At 38.7% G+C, this 19,899-nt stretch carries 18 protein-coding genes and 3 pseudogenes; 11 read left to right on the forward strand and 10 right to left on the reverse strand.

Annotated elements, in window-relative coordinates:
* Positions 1-164: 164 nt before the first annotated feature.
* Both LIZ87_RS02945 and LIZ87_RS02950 read left to right on the forward strand, forming a co-directional pair.
* Positions 165-1,622, forward strand: a pseudogene (locus LIZ87_RS02945) (type IV secretory system conjugative DNA transfer family protein); the annotation flags it as partial.
* Positions 1,615-1,875, forward strand: a complete 261-nt coding sequence (locus LIZ87_RS02950; RefSeq protein WP_002567440.1) for a helix-turn-helix domain-containing protein — start codon at positions 1,615-1,617, stop codon at positions 1,873-1,875. The pseudogene LIZ87_RS02945 and the gene LIZ87_RS02950, both read left to right, overlap by 8 nt.
* Before the next feature lie 254 nt (positions 1,876-2,129).
* Here LIZ87_RS02950 and LIZ87_RS02955 read toward each other — a convergent pair.
* A pseudogene (locus LIZ87_RS02955) lies at positions 2,130-3,258 on the reverse strand (IS3 family transposase); the annotation flags it as partial.
* A gap of 46 nt (positions 3,259-3,304) precedes the next feature.
* Here LIZ87_RS02955 and LIZ87_RS02960 point away from each other — a divergent pair.
* The gene (locus LIZ87_RS02960; protein WP_002567441.1) at positions 3,305-3,817 is read left to right on the forward strand and encodes a type I restriction endonuclease subunit R, EcoR124 family; all 513 of its coding nucleotides are present in this window, start codon (positions 3,305-3,307) and stop codon (positions 3,815-3,817) included.
* Between the two features lie 126 nt (positions 3,818-3,943).
* Here LIZ87_RS02960 and tnpC read toward each other — a convergent pair whose 3' ends face one another.
* The 4 genes from tnpC to bla all read right to left on the reverse strand — a co-directional run bounded on the left by tnpC (position 3,944) and on the right by bla (position 7,809).
* A complete protein-coding gene (tnpC, locus tag LIZ87_RS02965) occupies positions 3,944-5,620 on the reverse strand; it encodes an IS66 family transposase (RefSeq protein ID WP_227145197.1) in 1,677 nt (558 codons plus the stop codon).
* A gap of 133 nt (positions 5,621-5,753) precedes the next feature.
* Positions 5,754-6,092 (reverse strand): IS66 family insertion sequence element accessory protein TnpB, encoded by a 339-nt coding sequence (gene tnpB, locus LIZ87_RS02970; protein WP_055058750.1) that lies wholly within the window; start codon positions 6,090-6,092, stop codon positions 5,754-5,756.
* A complete protein-coding gene (gene tnpA / locus LIZ87_RS02975) occupies positions 6,086-6,502 on the reverse strand; it encodes an IS66 family insertion sequence element accessory protein TnpA (protein WP_227145199.1) in 417 nt (138 codons plus the stop codon). The genes tnpB and tnpA overlap by 7 nt, the downstream gene beginning before the upstream one ends.
* Positions 6,503-6,915: 413 nt before the next feature.
* A complete protein-coding gene (bla, locus tag LIZ87_RS02980) occupies positions 6,916-7,809 on the reverse strand; it encodes a class A beta-lactamase (RefSeq protein WP_002567442.1) in 894 nt (297 codons plus the stop codon).
* Positions 7,810-9,570: 1,761 nt separating this feature from the next.
* On the opposite strand from bla, the gene LIZ87_RS02985 reads away from it, so the two are divergent.
* A complete protein-coding gene (locus LIZ87_RS02985; RefSeq protein WP_002596369.1) occupies positions 9,571-9,993 on the forward strand; it encodes a hypothetical protein in 423 nt (140 codons plus the stop codon).
* 108 nt (positions 9,994-10,101) lie between these two features.
* Positions 10,102-11,097 (forward strand): hypothetical protein, encoded by a 996-nt coding sequence (locus LIZ87_RS02990; protein WP_002596370.1) that lies wholly within the window; start codon positions 10,102-10,104, stop codon positions 11,095-11,097.
* Positions 11,098-11,238: 141 nt separating this feature from the next.
* Here LIZ87_RS02990 and LIZ87_RS02995 read toward each other — a convergent pair whose 3' ends face one another.
* The 5 genes from LIZ87_RS02995 to LIZ87_RS03015 all read right to left on the reverse strand — a co-directional run bounded on the left by LIZ87_RS02995 (position 11,239) and on the right by LIZ87_RS03015 (position 15,922).
* Entirely contained in the window at positions 11,239-13,044 is a 1,806-nt protein-coding gene (locus tag LIZ87_RS02995; protein WP_002596371.1) for a BlaR1 family beta-lactam sensor/signal transducer, read from the reverse strand.
* A gap of 1 nt (position 13,045) precedes the next feature.
* Positions 13,046-13,432, reverse strand: coding sequence for a BlaI/MecI/CopY family transcriptional regulator (locus tag LIZ87_RS03000; protein WP_002596372.1), 387 nt, complete (start codon positions 13,430-13,432; stop codon positions 13,046-13,048).
* Between the two features lie 231 nt (positions 13,433-13,663).
* A complete protein-coding gene (locus LIZ87_RS03005; protein ID WP_002596373.1) occupies positions 13,664-14,011 on the reverse strand; it encodes a helix-turn-helix domain-containing protein in 348 nt (115 codons plus the stop codon).
* Positions 14,012-14,228: 217 nt separating this feature from the next.
* Positions 14,229-15,632, reverse strand: coding sequence for a relaxase/mobilization nuclease domain-containing protein (locus LIZ87_RS03010; protein ID WP_002596374.1), 1,404 nt, complete (start codon positions 15,630-15,632; stop codon positions 14,229-14,231).
* On the reverse strand, positions 15,581-15,922 hold the full coding sequence (locus LIZ87_RS03015) for a MobC family plasmid mobilization relaxosome protein (RefSeq protein WP_002596375.1): 342 nt from the start codon (positions 15,920-15,922) through the stop codon (positions 15,581-15,583). The genes LIZ87_RS03010 and LIZ87_RS03015 overlap by 52 nt, the downstream gene beginning before the upstream one ends.
* A gap of 385 nt (positions 15,923-16,307) precedes the next feature.
* Between LIZ87_RS03015 and LIZ87_RS03020 the strand changes: the two genes are divergently transcribed.
* The 6 genes and pseudogenes from LIZ87_RS03020 to LIZ87_RS03045 form a co-directional block, all read left to right on the forward strand.
* Entirely contained in the window at positions 16,308-16,469 is a 162-nt protein-coding gene (locus LIZ87_RS03020; RefSeq protein WP_014081113.1) for a hypothetical protein, read from the forward strand.
* Positions 16,470-16,472: 3 nt separating this feature from the next.
* Complete coding sequence (locus LIZ87_RS03025; protein ID WP_002596376.1) at positions 16,473-16,802, forward strand: helix-turn-helix transcriptional regulator; 330 nt, start codon at positions 16,473-16,475, stop codon at positions 16,800-16,802.
* Positions 16,803-17,343: 541 nt separating this feature from the next.
* On the forward strand, positions 17,344-17,526 hold the full coding sequence (locus LIZ87_RS03030) for a DUF6462 family protein (RefSeq protein ID WP_002596377.1): 183 nt from the start codon (positions 17,344-17,346) through the stop codon (positions 17,524-17,526).
* 107 nt (positions 17,527-17,633) lie between these two features.
* Positions 17,634-17,816 carry a hypothetical protein gene (locus tag LIZ87_RS03035; RefSeq protein WP_002596378.1) on the forward strand — a complete coding sequence of 61 codons (183 nt, stop codon included), beginning with the start codon at positions 17,634-17,636 and terminating at the stop codon, positions 17,814-17,816.
* A gap of 46 nt (positions 17,817-17,862) precedes the next feature.
* Entirely contained in the window at positions 17,863-19,095 is a 1,233-nt protein-coding gene (locus LIZ87_RS03040) for a site-specific integrase (protein WP_002596379.1), read from the forward strand.
* A 179-nt stretch (positions 19,096-19,274) separates the two neighbouring features.
* Positions 19,275-19,769: pseudogene (locus LIZ87_RS03045) on the forward strand (lysine--tRNA ligase); the annotation flags it as partial.
* Positions 19,770-19,899: the final 130 nt, after the last annotated feature.

Consider the following 19,899-nt stretch of genomic DNA (forward strand, 5'->3'; position numbering starts at 1 on the left):
TTTGCTTTGAAAGAAAGGATGATATTATGGCATTAAAGAAAAAAAGCATTTTGCTGAGTATGGCATTTCTGATTGGATGCTTCGTATGTGCCTGTGGAAAAGAAGATAGTATTGTGGATGAATCTCTTGTGAAAGATACGGAAGATGTATCTTCCACGGAGGAGATGCTTCATATGGTGAACCATTACATGGATGAATATTTGCAGACAGATTCCCTTGTGGCAAAGGCAAAAGCAGAGAAGTACGCAAAGATAATATCTAAAACCGTTATGAATTCCGGTGGATTTGATTCTGCCAACGCAGGACAAAATGCTTTCTTCTATGATTCGGCAGAAGGCTTGATCACTGCTGTGATATTGGTGATTGCGGAGTTCTGCTCACCTTACGCTCTTGCGTTGGAACAGGCAAAACGAAAACAGAAAGCTTTGGAGCAGCGAAAAAAGGAAATAGCACAGATGAGAAAAGCCTGCATTGACAAAGATATAGATTTTTTGCCAAAAGCACAGACAGCCATTCTTCAAAAAGATGTTGAAGCAGAGATTTTGTTTCAGCCAGAGGAACAGAAAGAAGAAAAAGGCGAAGAAAGGCATATCATCAGTGTGTTCAAATTGATTCAAGATTTATTGGGACCATCGGAAGTGAAAGGCAAAAGTCAGTTCAAGCTGTTGATGGAACGTCTTCCAGAAGAACATAAAGCAAGATGGCTGTCTGGTGCCGCCCTGAATACTTCAGACCAGGCAATGGCGTCTGTGCTGTCAACGGCATTGTCCAGACTGAATGCTTTTCTTGATTCTGAAATTGAACAGCTGCTCTGCTTTGAAACGAAAATCAATACGGAAAAGTTTTGTAGGAACAAGTCAGCAGTGTTTTTGATTATGCCGGAGGAAGATGACAGCAAATATTTCCTCATTTCTTTGATCGTACAGCAGTTATACAGAGAAATGCTTTCCATTGCTGATGAAATGGGTGGCAAGCTGCCAAACAGAGTTATGTTCTTCCTGGATGAGTTCGGTACATTGCCAGCTATACAATCTGCGGAAATGATGTTTTCTGCCAGCCGTTCCAGACGAATCAGCTTTGTGCCTATCATACAATCATTGGCACAGCTAGAAAAGAACTATGGCAAAGAAGGTGCGGACATCATCATTGATAACTGTCAGGTCTGCATATATGGCGGCTTTGCACCAAACTCCGAAGCAGCCAATGTACTGTCCAAAACGCTGGGGGATAGGACAGTTATGACAGGAAGTATCTCACAAGGCAGAGATAAATCCAAGTCACTTCAAATGACAGGCAGACCACTGATGACGCCAGATGAGCTTAAAATCATGCCAAAAGATACGTTCATCGTCACAAGAACAGGCGTAAAGCCTATGAAAACGAAGCTGAAGCTGTTTTTTGAGTGGGGAATCGAACTGAATGAAACATATCCAATGCGTCAAGCAGTGGTGAGAAAGGTGCATTACGCAAATAAAAAGACCATTGAGGAAGCCATTGCAAAAAAATACGGTCTGCCCCAAAATCCTCTCCAACAGCCCGTCAAACGCCCAATGCAGGAACAAGATAAGCCGTTATGCAACATATCGAAAACCATGAAAGGGGTGGAAAAAAGTTATGATTGACAAAATGAAGGTCTATCAGGATACAGAGCTTTCCAGTAAAGCCGTATCTGTTTATTTATATCTTTGTGAACGTGCCAGTAAAGAAACAAAAAGCTGCTATCCCTCCATGAAAACCATAGCGAAAGATCTGCATCTTTCTTTGGCATCAGTGAAGCGTTCCATTCAAGAATTGGAAAGAAGTGCATACATCAAAAAAGAAAATCGGTTTCGTGACAATGGCGGAAAAAGCAGCAATCTCTATTTTATTGAATGAATTTGAAAAAGAACAAAAAAATCCCCCCCTCAAAAAACGATGAAAAACGCCAAAGGGGGAGGTCTGTCTTCGGCGTGAGCTATGGTATGGCTCAATGTGAGCCGAGAATGTGAACTGTTCACTTTAACAGTTACATAGTATACAGAAAAAAATCTTATTGAAAAGGAGAATGAAACATTTGATAGATATATATAGGGTTTTGAACTATAGTCAATGAAAAAGACGCGATTTTTAAATATATTTTCTGGGAATGCCTAGATTCCTTGTCGTTCCCAGAATGTTGTTTCCATTTCGTCTGGTATCAGATAGCCTAAAGAACCATGTGGTCTGCGAGAGTTATAGAAGTCTTTGATATACTGGAAGACAGAGTGGTATAGGTCACGATAGGTGCGAAAATTACGCCTATTGGTTTCTTCTTTTTTGAGATATTTGAAGAAACTTTCGCAGCAGGCGTTATCAAAAGGATATGCCTTTTTCGAGAAGGACTGGACAACATTCAGTTCATCAAGCAGTTTTCGAAATGCAAAGGTTATGTACTGTGATCCTCTATCAGAGTGAAACATCAGTCCAGCAGGACAATTTCTGGTATGATATGCTTTCTGAAAGGTCTGGATTACCAGATCTGCATTGGGTCTGGATGATATATTCCAAGAGATAATTTTTCTAGAAAAAGATCCATAATGATACAAAGGTAATACCACTTACCTCCGGCTTTGAGATATGTAAAATCACTTGTCCAGACCAAGTTGGGAGCTTTTTGATGAAAGGCTTGATGCAGGTGATTAGCATAACAGCCGGACAACTCTTTTGGGCGAGAAATGGATTTTGGTTTTATTGTGGATATAGGCGGAAGCTGCATGGAATGCATCAGGCGGTACACTCGACCGACGCTGATGAAAATGCCATAGTCACGACCTAAGATATATGTAATTTTATAAGCACCGATGCGTTTATCGTAGTCAGCGTAAATGTGTAGAATCATTTGTTTGATGTTCTGATTCTCAATGGTTCTGGAAGAAGGCAGAGAATAAAAATGTTTGTAATAAGTACTGCGGTTTACGTTGAGAACACGGCAGAGGGTTTTGATATTGTGCTGTAATCGAAGCTTATAAACTGTGCTTAATCTTTGTTTGAGTGTAGCGTGAAGATGGCAATCGCTTTTTTTAGGATGAGGTTTTCTTCTTCAAGCTGAGCATTTCTTTTCTGAAGTTCCTGAATCTGTTTAGCGGTCAGAATTTCACCATTAGATGTTTCAACAGTGGAGTATTGCTTGATCCATCTGGAAAGAGCAGTTTGAGAAACACCATACTCTTTGATTAGAGAAGCTTGCGTTTTGCCATTATGATAGAGATCAACAAGAGTTCGTTTGAAATCCTCATCATAATAATTTTTTTAGCCATAAAGATACCTCCTTTTGGTGTCTAGTATTATGGTACATCTGTTTATAAATCGTGTCCACTTATTTAATATAGATCCAAATATCGACTACATATTGATGTTGGTCGAGCAATATCATGAGGGCAACTGTGAGGATAAGGAAATTCTCACTTCGATCCGTAAGGCAGTAGATGCCAGTATGCAGCTTCGCAGCAAGAAAGAATTGATTGAAGCCTTTATCAATCGTGTCAATGTAGACACACAAGTTACAACTGACTGGCGCAGATTTGTGCTTACTCAGGAAGAAAATGACCTTGCTAAAATTATTATGGCAGAAAAGCTCAAACCAGAAGAAACCAGAAAATTTGTGTCCAATGCGTTCCGCGATGGAGTATTGAAAACGACTGGAACCGAAATTAACAAGCTCATGCCTCCGGTATCCCGTTTTGGCGGTAGTGGCAGAGCCAAGAAAAAGCAAGGTGTTATTGAGAAACTGAAAGCATTTTTTGAAAAATACTTTGGTTTAGGTATTACGGAGATGCAGTCAGAAAAAGAAGAAAATTAGAATTATGATAAAACCATATTGGCAAAATTGATTTTTGTTCCTGCCGAAAGGGCTTGTATTGTATGAATGAAATTTTAAGTTTTGTCGTAAGCGCTTAATTTTTAGGTATGATAGAAAAATCCCCGACTACTTTTCAGTAGCCGGAGCACCTTGACAATTCACATATGATTGATTTGATTCGTTTGCACGACGTTCGATTTCAGCTTTGACGGTTTCGTTCCATGGAGCCAGAAGTTCTAATTCATCATCACTCATTCTATCATCAGGTAGTTTTTCCAGCAGATAAGTAAGATAGTGATAAACGTTTACTCCATTGGCTTTTGCCATCTCTGCCATTGTGTACACGATAGCGCTGGCCTGGGCTCCGTTTGGTGTGTCACAGAACAGCCAGTTTTTACGGCCTACTGTAAACGGACGGATCGCATTTTCACTGAGATTATTAGAAAAACTGCAGCGCCCGTCTTCGAGATAGGTAGTCAGATAGGAGCGGCGGTTCTGAATGTAGGTGACAGCTTTATCCATTCTGCTTCCACGGGTAGGGTTCTGCTGATCAAGCCACGACAAAAAGCCTTCTACTACCGGCTTTTCTTTTTCAAGACGAGCCTTTTTGATAGCATCGAAGGAAGAATACTTTGATCTGATCACATCTTCCAGGTGGAAGAGCTGGTTAATGTACAGCATTCCCTGTACGGATGGCTGGGTATAATCCAGAGCCTTTCCCTTGGGAATGGCATCTGTCAGATATCTTCTGATGTGTGCCCAGCAGGCTGTGCGTTTGGCATCTGGAACTTTATTGTATCCACTATAGCCGTCACACATCAGATAACCCTTGAAGCCGTGAAGAAAATCTACGGCATTATCCCCGGCTCGGGTCTCCGAGTATTTATAGAGGATAATAGGTGGTCCTCCGTCTTCACCGCTGCGGAACAGCCACATATATGACTTGGTCTGTGCACGGCGTTCCGGTTCATGCAGAACCTGAAGTGGCGTTTCATCTGCCATCGCGAATCCTCGTTCCAGAAGTTTCCTGTGGAAGTATTCATACATAGGAAGAAAAAATGCTTCAGAATTTCGGATCACCCAGTTTGCCATAGTAGCTCTGGTGATCTCTACGCCATACTGTTTCCAGTCTTTTTCCTGACGGTAGTATGGAAGACCATTACAAAACTTCTGGTACATTACCCAGGCAACCGTTCCGGCAGAAGCCATTCCATAAAGCATATGGGCTCTGCCATCTTTTCCTTTTTTGATAACCGGAATATCCTGAAGCCTGCATTGCGGGCACTCATAGCTCTTACTGTAGTATTCATACACTTTCAGTTTTGCCGGTACAAAAACCAGTTCCCGGCGGACAAACTCTTCCCCGATTTCTTTCAGCGGGGTACCACAGACAGGGCAGAGTTTCTCTTTCTCAGAAAGCTCCAGATACTTTTTTTCAACAGGAACTCCCTTAAAACGTTCCGCATCTGTAGCTTTTGCTTTTCGTTTTTTGGCTGTTTTTTCTGGAAGGAGTGCTTCAAGATCCTCTGCTTTTGCAGCTTCTGGATCCTGTTCCAGTTCCGCCTCATTGAAAAAGTTTAACTGACCCGGAATATCGAAGGTCCTTTTTTCGCTAGAGGTGCCAAACAGTTTTTTACGGAGAAGGTCTATCTCTTCTTTCAGATTGTCCCGCTCCTGGGTGAGTGCCTCTTCCCGTTTATTGGCAGCATCGACAGTTGCCTGAAGTGTTTTTATCATCTTTTTAAGATCGTTTATCATGTCCTTCAGCTCACGGAGCTGGATATCTTTGGAACTGTCTGCCACTGCTTTTTCCTCCTGTTTCTGATGTTTCCATTATACCAGAAAACAGTGGCTTTTCCCAGCAAAACAACGGATTTACCAGGACTTGAAAGTGACGAAAATACAGCAAAAAACAAGCGTTTTATGTGCATCTTTTTTACGTTGCCTTGATTGCTTTTGGCTGCTCAATATCAATGCCAGACATCAGCCAGTCGAACTCCCGCCATGTAAGATTCCGGACTTCTGATTTATTCCTGGGCCACCGGTAAGATCCCTGGGCGGTCAGTCTTTTGTAGATCATAACAATCCCGTCAGGTTCTTTTAAAATGGCTTTGATACGGTCGCATCTACGACCGCAGAAAAGAAAAAGTGCATGGTCGATCTCCATCGAAAACTGTTCCTGGATGATCGCACACAATCCATCAATGGACTTGCGCATATCTGTTCTGCCACAGACGATATAGATCGCATCAACACTTGAGATGTCCGCTAACATAACGACTCCTTAAGCGTATCCATAAGCATCTTCAGAAGTAACGGTTTGATCTCATTACTCATTCGTATAAGCAATCCGTCTGCTTCGATTTCAATCGTATGTGAATTGTCAAGGTGCATAGGTCTGTTTCCATTATCTGGGAGCAATCCTGCCGGAGAAGACTCCGGTTCTATAGCAATCTGGACTACATCCTGTTTATGGGATGTAAGGTCAAGAGTGCTGGCTTTGGGGGCTGGATCCGGTATCTGACAGGCTTTTTTGCGGAGACGGGTAACTGCATTGTAAAAACAGCTGGGAGATATCCCATGTTCATTACACCATGCAGCATCTGTCAGACCGCTTTGTCTGCATTCAGTTACCAGTTCCATCCATTCTTCCAGGGAACGCCCTGGAGCACGTTTATTACTCATAATGAAACCTCCAAATGTAGTAAATTTCTATCTCCTATCAAGCGGAGTGTAGTAAAAATCTATTTACTATCATTATGAGTTTAAAAACGTAGACAGTAAAGCTACCCAAGATTTAAGCGCTTACGTTTTGTCGATCCCCTGACCACCATAATGGTGGTATCAGACTGTCAAAAAACCCCTGAATTTTGGATAAAATTCAGGGGTTTTTGACAAGTTAAACAGGTGAGAAAGCCACTTGTTATTGACATGCCATCAGCTAGATGGTATATATAGCATATGGGTGAAATCTTCTAAGTATTGCATCCATGATTATCTGAAAATAATCTTATCTATGGTTCTTTTTGAGAGTTTCTAAGATAAAACTTTTGTAATCGTATTTTGGTATATTAATTTATTTTTGAGTGAATCAATTTTTATGATATTAAATCAAAGATGATTTTTGTGGCATCTGCTATCAGTTTATTGTCATATTCTGCATCTTGTTCTGCTTTTTTTGAAAGTACAGCTACAAATATAGGTTTTTTATTTGGGGGTGTTACAATAGCGATATCATTTCGTGTTCCATAAGAACCAGCACCACTTTTATCTGCCACAATCCAATCACTTGGTACACCAGCACGAATTAATTCATCACCAGTTGCATTATTTGACATCCAATCTATAAAAATCTCTTTTTTATCATCTGACAATATATCTCCAGTTACATATTCTTTCAAATTGAAAGCCAATTGTTTAGGAGTACTAGTATCTCTTATATCGCCAGGTACAGCATCATTCAATTCAGTTTCTATTCTAGAAGGCTCACTTACAGTATCACCAATTTTACTTAATGATTGTTTAAAACCATTAGGTCCATCAAGAAGAGTAAATTGTAGATTTCCAGCAGTATTATCGCTTTGTCTAACTGCAGCATCACATATTTCTCTAATAGTCATTCCAGTATCTACTTTATCTTTTGCAACTGGTGCATAAGATAAAACATCTTCTTCTTCAAAATATATTACATTATCAAGTTCTTCAATAGAGTATTTTTCTAAAATGGCACCGGCAGCTAAAGCTTTATATGTTGAACAGTATGCAAATCTCTCATCTGCATTATAAGAAATTTCTTTATTAGTTTCTGTATCAAGTGCATAAATTCCTAATGTAGCATCATATTTTTCTTCCAGTTCTTGAAATAGAGAATCATAATCTGCATTAACATTTTCATTGCTATCAGGAATGTTTTCTTGTTTATTACTACATCCAACAGATAATAATATGATAAAGATCGTTAAAATACTTATGATAATTTTGTTGTGTTTCATAACTTTATCCTCCTAAAATATAGATTATACATAGAATTTTGAATTTTTGAAGCATTTATATCATTTCATATAGCTAACTTATGCATTTGTAATATATTATCTCCACCTTTCAAGTTTTTCATTGCAAATCCATAATAAAATAGTAGTATTTCCATTTTAAAGGATATGAGAGTTGTATTTGTCACAATATATAATTCTTTATTTAGGTTAAATTTAGTAAACCATTCATTTTAGTTGTGCTTACGAACTATAATCCAACATAGTTTATCTTTTCTCAACATATTTGTATTAAGATTTTGAAAATGTTTTGTCACCTCTCTTTATAAATAAAATGAATTCTATATGTATTTGTCAATATAAAATTTTAGTTGAGAAAATATAGCAATAAGTCTATTGTGTGAAGCACGTTTTAAATATTACAATAGTAATATTTAAAAGTCAAGCAAAATTTAAAATAATTTTTCCTATTGTATCTGAGCATAAAAAGTGAACTGAACCAATAAAAACGGACAATGACAAAAAGCCCCCTTATTTAAAATAATAGAATCACATAAGGAGCCTGTGGTTTCAACAAAAAACACTTGATTATATGAGCAGGTTTTATTATAGCAAAAAGTAAATACACGCATATCAAATAATTGAACCAAAGCTGATTGCTATGTGTAAAGTAGGAAAAACCAATCCGTAAGCTTGTAAAATACTTTTAATTAGAGATTCGACAAATTGAAAACTGAATCAATTACTATAATCGGGAATAGACTCGTCTTATTGCTGGGCTTCTGCTAAAATACAGAGGACGTCCTAAAAACAGACAGAACCAGCTAGTATCAGAGAATATCAGTAAGAAATTGAGTGCCTGAAGATGAAAAATGAACTTTTACGGAATTTTCTGCGATTAGAAGAATGGATGTGAGAGTACAAGTGCAATATGAGTTTATATATAGACACAAAGTGTGCTATACATTATCAATGATGTATCGTTTCTTCGAGATATCTTGCTGTAGATATTATGATTTCCGAAAACATTCCAGCAAATTATGAAGAAATATGGGTTGTTGCCAGAAATTTGCCGACACAGAAAATGGGTAACGGATATTTCTTATATGCATACATAACAGGATATTTTATATCTGTCAGACATCTTTTATAACCATAAGTATATCCAATCAAAACCACTAGTAAACTAGTGGTTTGAGCAACCCCTAGAAGGGATATTACGTGCCAACCCCTAAAAGGGGCATCGAAAAAATATCATCGTATTTGTTTGCACTGCAACCTGTAAACAGGTACTATAATTGAGAATACAGTATGTTAATTAAATATTGTATATCCTTTAGTTGATAATTCGTAAATCCATAGTAATTATCATTCAAAAAAATATACTAAAGTATTTTATTTATCCCTAGTAGAACTAGGGGTTTTATTAAGCTAAAGCATCCAATGAAAAACAGGAGTGGCATCGCCACTCCGTTGGAAACTCAAATATTATCTTAACAAGAATGTTTTTTATATGATGTCCACACAATATGGGCAGTTTATCTTTTTGTGTACCATCCTTTTATCAATTTAAAGAATCGTATTAAACTAAACTGATTGAGTTATGTTGTTTTTTCTTATCTATATGATTGTTACTTTTATAATTTATAAATATTCATATCAGATAATATAGAAAGTGTAATTTCAGATATGCTTTCGTTAGAATATGCTATGCCATATCAATTACTTAAGACAAAATATAATAGAAGGAAAATTATTTATATAATGACACCAGTATTATTTTTGTTATCAATCGGCTGCTATTTTGTAAAGAGTTATCCGATGTTTTATGTGGGAATGGGGATTTCTATTATTGCATTGATTTGGATTATTTGGTTTCAATCTAAGGGAAAAAAATTTGAAAATAATGTCCATGAATTTGTATGGAATAAATCAAGATATAACAAAGTGGAAATTGATATTCAGGGAATAAAATTAGAAGATAAAAAGATCTGTGAACTTAAAGAAATAGATAGAGTCTTTTTGTACAAAGGTTTTTTCTTTCTCATAACGAATGAAAAGAAGTTACTTGTACTAAAAACAGTAGGTGTAGAGACAGAAGAACTTATTAAGATTATTAAAGAAGCTGATATCTTATTTGAAAAAAGAGAAGAACCATTTAATATTTATGAATATTGCAAAAAGTAGTAATTAAAAAAAGAAAAAACATGTCCCTTTTCGGAATTGTGTTCCCGCTCTCCATCAATGTATAAATATAAATTTGTAATTGTGTCTGCATGACAAGGAGGCTTTCAGATGAAAGATATTTTAAAGCATTATTCTAAGTATATACTCTTAGATACACTTGTAGCCGCTACGTTATTTGCAGGTGCTCACGGCATATTATCGCTTTTCCATCTGAAGTTTATAGAATGGTTTTATTATGCGGTAATCGGAATCATAACAATAGGAATATTGTTGGGCATATTTCAATTATTGCTAAAAATACGAAAGAACTATGTGAAATATGTAGCAATATGTGTTGAAGCCATTTGTCTCATACCTTTGACTTATATTTGCATTTTAATATTTGCTTTTACTTATAAACCGATGCATATAGTTGAAAAAGACGGAATAAAATGTGTTGCCTATGTGAGAGCCTTTCTGCGGGTATATGTTGATTATTATGAATACAGAAATCCACTTATTACAGGTGATGAAGTACTTTTTACTGATTACTTTGGAAAAGGCGGATTTGATCCATTTGTTGATGGTTACGAATATGATAGTATGATAGAAGAAAATGCTGCAATGGATGATACTACTGAAATAACTGATGATTCAGAAGACGAGAGAATAGATAATGAAAATATATTTTCTCAACAGAAGAAGGAGGATGACACAGCAATAGATACAGACAGTGACGGCTATCCTATGACAGAAGAATTTCAGTCCTATAAGAAGGAACTAACAGCTGTTGCAACTTATATCAGAAATACCGAGTCATACCAAGGAGTAAAGGCTGGGGATGAACTCAGCGAGTTTCTGGCATATAATATTTCGGCTAAGGGATATCCTTACGTTAATATTGCGGAGCAAGTATACGAGCAAGATGGTATTTCAACTATAGCAACGCATTACATTATTATTAATGAATCTTATGTTGAAAATGGTTCAAGAGAATATGTTTATCAAATTAAATTCAAAGACAAATCCGGTAATGAAGTAGCTTCCACCAAGGTTGTGGATTTCTATCTAATAGATACTGAGACATTGGAGATTACGGATGAGAAAACAAATGATTGGCATTAATTCGGGAAAGCACCCGATGATGTACAGAAAGCTGTAATTTAACAACTCACTTTTCCGAAAAGGGAGAAAAACATTTAATATTTATAAGCCTCGAAAAAACGAGTAAAAGTTAATTCTACAGTTAACCTTTACTCGTTTTTGTTATTTCTGTGATACCCAGATATTCATGTCTGATAAGATAGACATGGTTATTTCAGTTGCGTTGCCGCCAGTAGCATCGCTGTCTGCACTAATGTTGGTGGCAAAAAAGTATGTATTATCTGCAGTTTCGATATAACCGATGAACCATCCGTTTACATCCTGTCCATTCACACGGCCAGTTCCGGTCTTTCCGTAGAATGTTCCGGCATCGGAAGCTGAAAGGCAGATGGCATCTTTTACTGCATTGATATTTTCAGGGGCGAAGCCGAAACTGTTATTCTGCAGCTTGGTTAAAAGTTCGACCTGTTCTATTGGAGAGATTTCCAAGGAGGATTCCATCCAATAAGAGGAGAAATCGCCACTCATGTTTTCGTTACCATATCCGATTTCTTGAACATAGCTGTAAACGTCAGAGGTTCCAAGCTGTTCGTCTACTGCTTGAAAATACCAATTCACAGAGGAGTTCATTGCAGACTGTAAGGTCTGATCTGCGTTCCATGCTTCAAATGGATAGGTTTCTCCATTCCATGCAATGAACGAATTTTCCGGTGTAATGACGCCTTCTTCCAATCCGAACAAAGCATCGTATATCTTGTAGGTGGAGTTTGGAGCAACCCGTAAGGTGGCATGCTCCATGTCATGTATACTCCATGCATCGTTTTCCAAATCGTATAAAACAAAGCTGCCTTCGTATTCTCCGAAGTATGTGGAGAGGTCTACATAGGAAATATTCTCAGAAGAGGAATCCCATTGGTAGTGGCTTCCATCTGCTGCGTATGTAGAAATAAAAGGTGCGAATCCAAGGAGAAGGACAGCAGTCAACATGAATGCAGTCATACCTTTTACTCTTTTTATAAATGTCGGCTTCTCATAAGATGCAATGTTGATAATTCTCCGTTTCATCTGCTTCATGTTTCCACCAAGACCGGCGGCAAACGGAAATGGAGTAAGTGAAATCTTTTCCGCAAAATTGATCAGTGTATTACCATAATCTGCATAATCATCCTCCTCAAGCATCTTTAAAACAGAGGTGTCACAGGCAACCTCTCTGTCATTACGCATTTCTTTCAGAGCATACCAGACAAGAGGATTGAACCAATATATTACTCCGGCAAAGTTCATTAGATAGTTGGCAATAGCATCTTTGTGCTTATAGTGCTGTAGCTCGTGTAACAGCATGTATCGCATGTCCGATTCGTTATAATCTGAGATGAGATGAATCGGCAGATAAATACAAGGTTTCAAAAGCCCCACAATAATCGGAGATTTCAAAAATGCAGTACTGTAAACATGGAGATTTCTGTTAATTCCCATTTCTTTCATACATCGATGATATAGTTTTCGGACTTCCGGGTTCTGAAGGGGAAGTGCAGATTTTTTCAAGTTCTGTAAGCGGATAGAGGACTTGATTACCAATATAATCATTGCAAGGATGCCTACAAGCCATATTCCAAATAGTATGTATCCGATGCTGGATGGAGTCTCACTATTTACCGAAAGGGCAAAGTCATTCATCCAGTCTGCATTTCCGGCTGGATTGATCCCAACAGCTTCTCCTATGGCGGTTCTGGTGCCAGAAGTAGGAGAACTTTTCAGGCTACTGAGCCACGAGAGAATTTGCGGAAACCCAATTAAACGGAACGGTATAAAAGGAACTACCAACAATCCAAGTAGCAGGAACCACAGATTATACTGCATCCGGCTGGATAGGTTGCCTTTGAATATCCGCTTGGCTATCAAAAGAATTCCGATGATACCGCTGATAAATACATTGCATATTAAAAAGCGTATCATAAAATCAGCCATGTTAATTACCTCCTTTTTTTGACCTCTTGGAAAGAAGAGAGCGGAGAGTGTCTATTTCCGTTTCGGACAGTCTGTCATTTTCTATATATGCAGACAGCATGGCAGTGATGTCTCCATCGTAGTATCGTTCTAGAAAAGAGTTACTTTCCTGACCGATGTATTCACTTTCTTTCACAACTGGAGTGTAAACAAACACCCGACTTTGTTTTTCATAAGTCAGAACGCCCTTGTTCACTAGACGTTTAATTAGAGTTTGTATTGTTTTTGGACTCCAGCTCGTAGTCTGTAATAATTTATCAGTTATTTCATTGGTGCTGATCGGCGCATGTTTCCATACGATTTTCATAACTTCAAATTCAGCTTCAGAAATCTGTGGTAAATCGCTCATTTCAAATCCCTCCTTAAATCTTACGGCTGTAATAAAAATATTATAGATGTTATTTGTGTAGTTGTCAATTTAAGAGAAAATAGATTGACTTGAAATCTTACTTATGTAATAATTCAAATATTACATAAGTAAGAATTAAAAAAAGGAGTGGAATCAGGATGATTGAAATTGTAAATAAAGTGCTTTGAAAATAAGAAAACCAATAGAGTCACAAGGAGTCTATTGGCATTCTTACAGAGTTGGATGGTCTTGCTTGTGCAGCAGATCAAGCAGATAACGAACCATAGGCAATAAATCCGCAGCCTCCTGTTCCGTGCAGTCATTCAGCAGGGTCAGGAGTTTTTGGAGATTTGGATGTTGGTTTGCGTTGGCTGGGTAGAAAATCTTATCGGCGGGTATCTTCAGATATGTAATCAAAGGATACAGCTTATCATATTTGGGGTTACCACGTCCGGCTTCAATATTTAGTATGGTGCGGGTATCCATATTAAGAGTTTCAGCCAGCTTTTCTTGTGAAAGTCCGAGTTCGGTACGGGCTTCACGCACTGCAATGGCAAGAATTTGTTTTATGTCATGCATTATAATTCACCTCGATAGTAGTTTACAATACCTATTAAAACGAGTGAATTGCAATAGAATACAGTGTAGATATGGAGCGTAATACATGGATGTAAAGTATGGGAAAATACATAGAAAAAGAATAGTGAAAAGTTTTGAGATAGCAGCATATTACACACTAAGGTGTATCGCAAAGAAGTATAAAACTTCAACGCGATACACCTTTTTTGTGGGGAAATCAGAGCGTTGTAAAGTCTTTTTCCGGTTTGTGGTTTGTGGTCTGTTCCTGTCCCGGAGTCCGGTCAAGATACTGGTTCAGATTATCCAGTTTTCGGTTGAGAGCCTGTATGTCTTTTTCAGCAGATTTATAGGTTTTCTGCAAGGCTTCTTTCTTGGCATACAGAGCATTGTAATCATTACGAAACTTATCAATATCAAAATGTTTTAAGCTGATTCCAAAGCGTTTCAGCATATTTTCTGCACCGTCATGGAGCAGGAGTTCTGTTTCATGGTGGCGGAGATAAGCGTCAGGGTCTTTCGATTTCCGGTAACGGATGTGATAGATATGATTGCTCTGATATTGTTCAGCGTATTTCAATATCTGTCCTAAATCCTTTAGCTGACGTTCTGTTTCCACAAGACTGTTCCGTGCGGTTTTTGCAAGAACAGACTTACTTTCAATCTGTTTTTCAAGCTCGATGATAGAACCTGCTTTACTGTAACTGCTGGCAGCGATTTTGAGATTTTCAATCGCTGCCCAATGCTGCAGACCGGGGCTTTGCGTGAACTTTTCTTCCGAGGTGTCAATGAGCGTTCGGGAAGAATAATCCTTGATAAGAGGTTTCTTTCGGGCAGGGAATGGGACACGTTTTTGTGTCTGTGCTAAAGCCTTTGTTTCTACCCGTTCCTTAATCCGTTCTTTGGTGTATTCTGCACCCAAAGACTTTAAGCTGCCACGGACAAAATGCTCCCGGTCAAGGGGGCGGAAGGAAATGTACTTTAAGGCGTTTCCTCCAATGGTTTCGCCTTTGATTTCATAACCTTTTGCCCGTATCAGCTCCATGCACTGTTCATATGTATCAGCGTTTTGAATTGCTTCATCAATGTCCTGCTTGAGCTTGATTTTCCACGAGGTGCCATTTCTGCCGGATGTCCATTCTTTATAACTTTTACCACGCTGGTTTGTGGGAGAAATGACGGATAACTGATGCTTGGAACACAGCTCATCATTCAGGCGGCGAATGTGGTAGTAGGTCTGTTTACAGTCATGATATTTTTCGTGATTCACATTATCTGCGGCACAGAAAATGATGTGGTTGTGAACGTGACCTTTATCAATATGAGTGGAAACGATATAAGAAAATTTCCCCTCTAACAGCTTGTTGGCAAGCTCCACACCGATCTGATGTGCTTCCTTATAAGATACCTCTCCCGGAGCGAAAGCCTGTATCAGATGAAAGGCTTTGTTGGGGTCTGCCTGATTTGTTTTTGACAGAGCAAATTTGAAGTCAAAGGCAGCGGTTTCAGGACTGCATCCGAAGGAAGAAATGAGAATACTTTCATCTGTTTTTTGGGGATTACAGATATAGTTTACTGCCTTATGGACGGTTGCCTGGATAGCATGGATTTTTGTGATTGCCATACCTGTTTCATCAGCTCCTTTACTTCGTTTACATCGGCTTTATAAACATTGCCAGTAGCATTCATCCGCTTGGCAATCTGGTTCAGATTATTGCCGATACGGGCGAGCGTGGTGTTGTATTCCCGCAGGTGTTCGTAGTTTACATCGTAGACATAGCCATACAAAATCAGATGCCGAATAAATGCGGATTTGCTCTTCATGCCGGAGGCTTTCCATTTCTGATCTAAGATGTATTGCTCGTCATCGCTGAGATAGATTTTAAGTTCATTTTGTCTTTCTCGGTTTGCCATTGCAGTATCAGTCCTTTCCTTATTTGTATAAAAGATTTTCAAATATGCCGTAGCCGGCGGTTGTTTTTTGCTTTTAGGGGGACAGGGGGATATGCCCCATGCAAGCCAATTTCTGCAAGTTTTCACTTGGTAGAAACTTGCGGAAATGGTGCCTGTGAGGGAACACAGGCAGTGCTTGCTATTCTTCTGCAAATTACCCGTAGGGAATTTGCGTGTTGCGTGAGTATAGGCGAGCGGTTTGCAACACAGTAGGGCGTTACCGCCCTTGTTATGGATAGCGTTGATAATTCGACTTTGCAGTTGGGCAGAAGCAATAAAAAACTGCCACGGTTCATAAGGGCATGGATTGCCCGTAAAAACTCCATAGCAGTTTGTGTGACTTTTTATGATTTTTGATTCTATCCATAATGATTTTATCAATGGGAAAGGGGAAAGTCAATGGCTGGAGAGAGATAAAAGATTTACAGAGAAATTTAGGGGAATAAGCAAAGATACTGCATATTCTGCATTTAAAATTAGAATTGGAAAACCAGAAGAGAGGGGGTGAAGCATGAATACCGTACATCGTAGAACGGAAATAATCAATATTCTTATTATCAGACGACATACAACAGCGAATGAATTGGCACAGGAATTTGGCGTTTCCATTCGCACGATACAGTATGATATTCAGGCTTTAACTCCGGTTTATCCGATTTATACAAAACAGGGAGAGAACGGAGGAATTTTTATAAGAGAGGATTACAAGCCTTATGCCAATTCGCTGACACCTATGGAAGTAGCTGCCTTGCATGAATTATATGATTGGACGGAGGGCATACATAAAAAAGTTTTATTTCAAGTTCTAAGAAAATATGGACCGGATAAATTACAACTTTGATCTTGTCATTCTGATAAAGCACATAATTTTTACAGAACCGTTCATAGCAGACGGAAGTGTGCTTATGTGCTTTTTAGGCTGACAATTTCAGCTTTGATTTTATCCAAAATGCAGACGATGTCTGCGATTGTACCTTGACAATTTCATAAACCAATGCGTACAGGACGTGTGGAATATGTGGAGCCGCTTTGAGGATACGCCATAAGACACCTGCTTTTGCCTTTGGCAGAGGTGGATACGAAGGAATATTGAAAGCAGATATTGAAGTTAAGGTGTGGAGCGAGAAATATCCGGCATAAATGTGTAGCAGTTACACGGAGGCGTTGATACATATTTTTGATAATGATACTTCCGGCTTAGTCCGGTCAGATAAGATGACGGTGCGATACCGATGTGGGTAGTGTAATGAGCTGCCACCTGTACGGATTTTTTAATATCTTCCAATAAAAGCATATTTGTTTGTTAAGTATGTTTTTATTGGCAGATATGCCATAACCATAGCAAGAGAAAAAGAACACACTTTGAAAAGGTAGGTGGAAGAATGCAGGCAAAAGTGAACACAAAAAATTTTATAAGGTATGACGAGGGTGCGGAGAGGTATTCTATGAGTAAACACAGCTTTATGAAATTGGCACAGGATGCTCGTGCTGTTTATAAAATTAACCGTATCACATTGGTAAACGTGAAGATTTTTGAGGAGTATTTGGAATCTTTTCGGGCGTAGACATGATAAGAAAGAGGAAAACGAATTATTGTATATCAAAAAGCATTTGACTTTTTGATATACAAGTAGTAAAATGAAGTCAGGTTATGAAAGGCAGGTGTTGACGGATGGCAAGAATGGGTAGACCTAAGTTAGAAAATCCGAGAAGTGAAGGTGTATTCATCCGTCTTACAAAAGATGAGCATACAGATATAACAGAGTATGCCAGCTCTCATGATCTGACCATAACACAGACGCTTGTTCAAGGATTTAGAAAGCTGCAAGAGCAGGATAATACCGAGAATGAGTAATGGCATTTGTGACCTCTTTCTTATATTGAGAGGAAGGTGGTACATAATGTCAATGTCGAGAAAAGATTCAAAAGGCAGAGTATTAAGGAAAGGCGAAAGTCAGAGGAAAAACGACGGAAGGTATATCTACCAGTACACCGATTCGACAGGTAAAAGGCGGGTCGTTTATTCAAATGACCTGTTGGAGTTAAGGGAAAAGGAAAAAGAACTTGTTCGCAATCAGTTGGACGGTCTTGAAAGCTATTGCAGTGGAAAGACAACTTTGAACTATGCATTTGACAGGTATATTTCAACGAAGTATGATTTGAAAGAACACACACGGGTAAATTATAAGTATATGTATAACCGTTTTGTCAGAGATACTTTTGGAAAAAGAATCATCAATGATATAAAGTATTCTGATGTGAAATTCTTTTATTGTTCGTTGATGAACATATTGGGGTTACAGGCGAATACATTGGATAATATTCATACGATTCTGCACCCAACCTTTCAGATGGCAGTTAGGGACAATGTGATACGCAATAATCCGGCAAGCGGTGTAATGGCAGAAATCAAAAAGGCGAATGGAAAGAATAAGGGCATAAGACACGCACTTACATTGGAACAGCAGAGAGCATTTTTGAATTATGTATCGAACAGTCCTGTGTATTGCCATTGGTTGCCACTGTTTACAGCACTTTTTGGAACGGGATGTCGCATAGGAGAAATGATAGGGCTGCGTTGGGAAGATTTGGATTATGAGAATAAAACCATTAGTATAAACCATGCGGCTATCTATCGAGTAATGGAGAATGGAAAGAGTGAATTTCATATTTCTTCGCCAAAGACAGAAGCCGGGATTCGTACTATTCCGATGATGCAGGCTGTAGAACAGGCATTTAAGGATGAATACGAAGCACAGAAAGAAACCGGTTTTAATGTGCAAGTGGTTGATGGTATGAGTGGGTTTATCTTTTGCAATAAAGACGGAATTATCCATAAACCCAGCGTAATCAACAGTGCAATCAAAAGAATTTACGAAGCCTACAATGCCGAAGAAATTATTAAGGCAAAACGGGAGAGCAGACGCCCGGTATTGATTCCTCATTTTTCGTGTCATCATATCCGACACACATTTTGCACCAGATTTTGTGAAAATGAAAGAAATCTGAAAGTGATTCAAAGTATTATGGGTCATGCAAATATTGAAACAACGATGGATATTTATGCGGAAGCAACAGATGTGAAGAAAAAGGAAGCAATTAAAGCTCTGGAAAATAATAGTGATATATTTTAGGAAGAAGTCCTTGCAAGGGGACGATTTCCAAGACAAACCTGACATCAAAAAAGTCAGAATACATCAAAATGACATTAGTTTGTTGGATTTTGGTGGACAAATATGGACTGGCGATATATAATGAAAATCGTGTAAAAAAGCGTTTATCAACTTATTTGGACTGTGGTGGATTAGCTTCGGTTATATTCCCGACGATGAAGTCACTGGGAGGCTCCGACAGTGCAAGGAAGGCAGAGAAGGCTGTCCAAGCGGAGGCTGCAAAGGCGGAGGAAAAGACTGTGGAAGCCCCAGAGGAGATCGATTTTTCCAAGGTAAAGATCGAGCCGTTGTTTGAAGAAATGGTGGATTTTGAGACCTTCAGCAAATCTGATTTCCGTGCAGTGAAGATCAAGGCCTGTGAGGCTGTTCCGAAGAGCAAGAAGCTTTTAAAGTTCGTGCTGAATGATGGAACAGACACAGACCGTGTGATTTTAAGCGGAATTCATGAGTATTACGAGCCGGAAGAGCTGATTGGAAAGACAGCGATTGCCATCGTAAACCTGCCGCCGAGAAAGATGATGGGCATTGATTCCTGCGGAATGCTGATCTCAGCAGTTCATGAGGAGGATGGAAAAGAGGGACTTCATCTTCTGATAGTAGATGATCATATCCCGGCAGGTGCGAAGTTATATTAGAGGCATTGATCATATGGGACATTTTCCTGGAGAAATCTGGGAGGATGTCCTTTTTTGGCTTTATGTGAAGGTACCCTCAGTGAACAAGGGGCGAGAGTCCACTGAGGATAATGCAGCATGAAAGAAAAAT

It is taken from the genome of Lacrimispora sp. 210928-DFI.3.58 (assembly GCF_020554865.1).
Classification (GTDB): Bacteria; Bacillota; Clostridia; order Lachnospirales; family Lachnospiraceae; genus Enterocloster.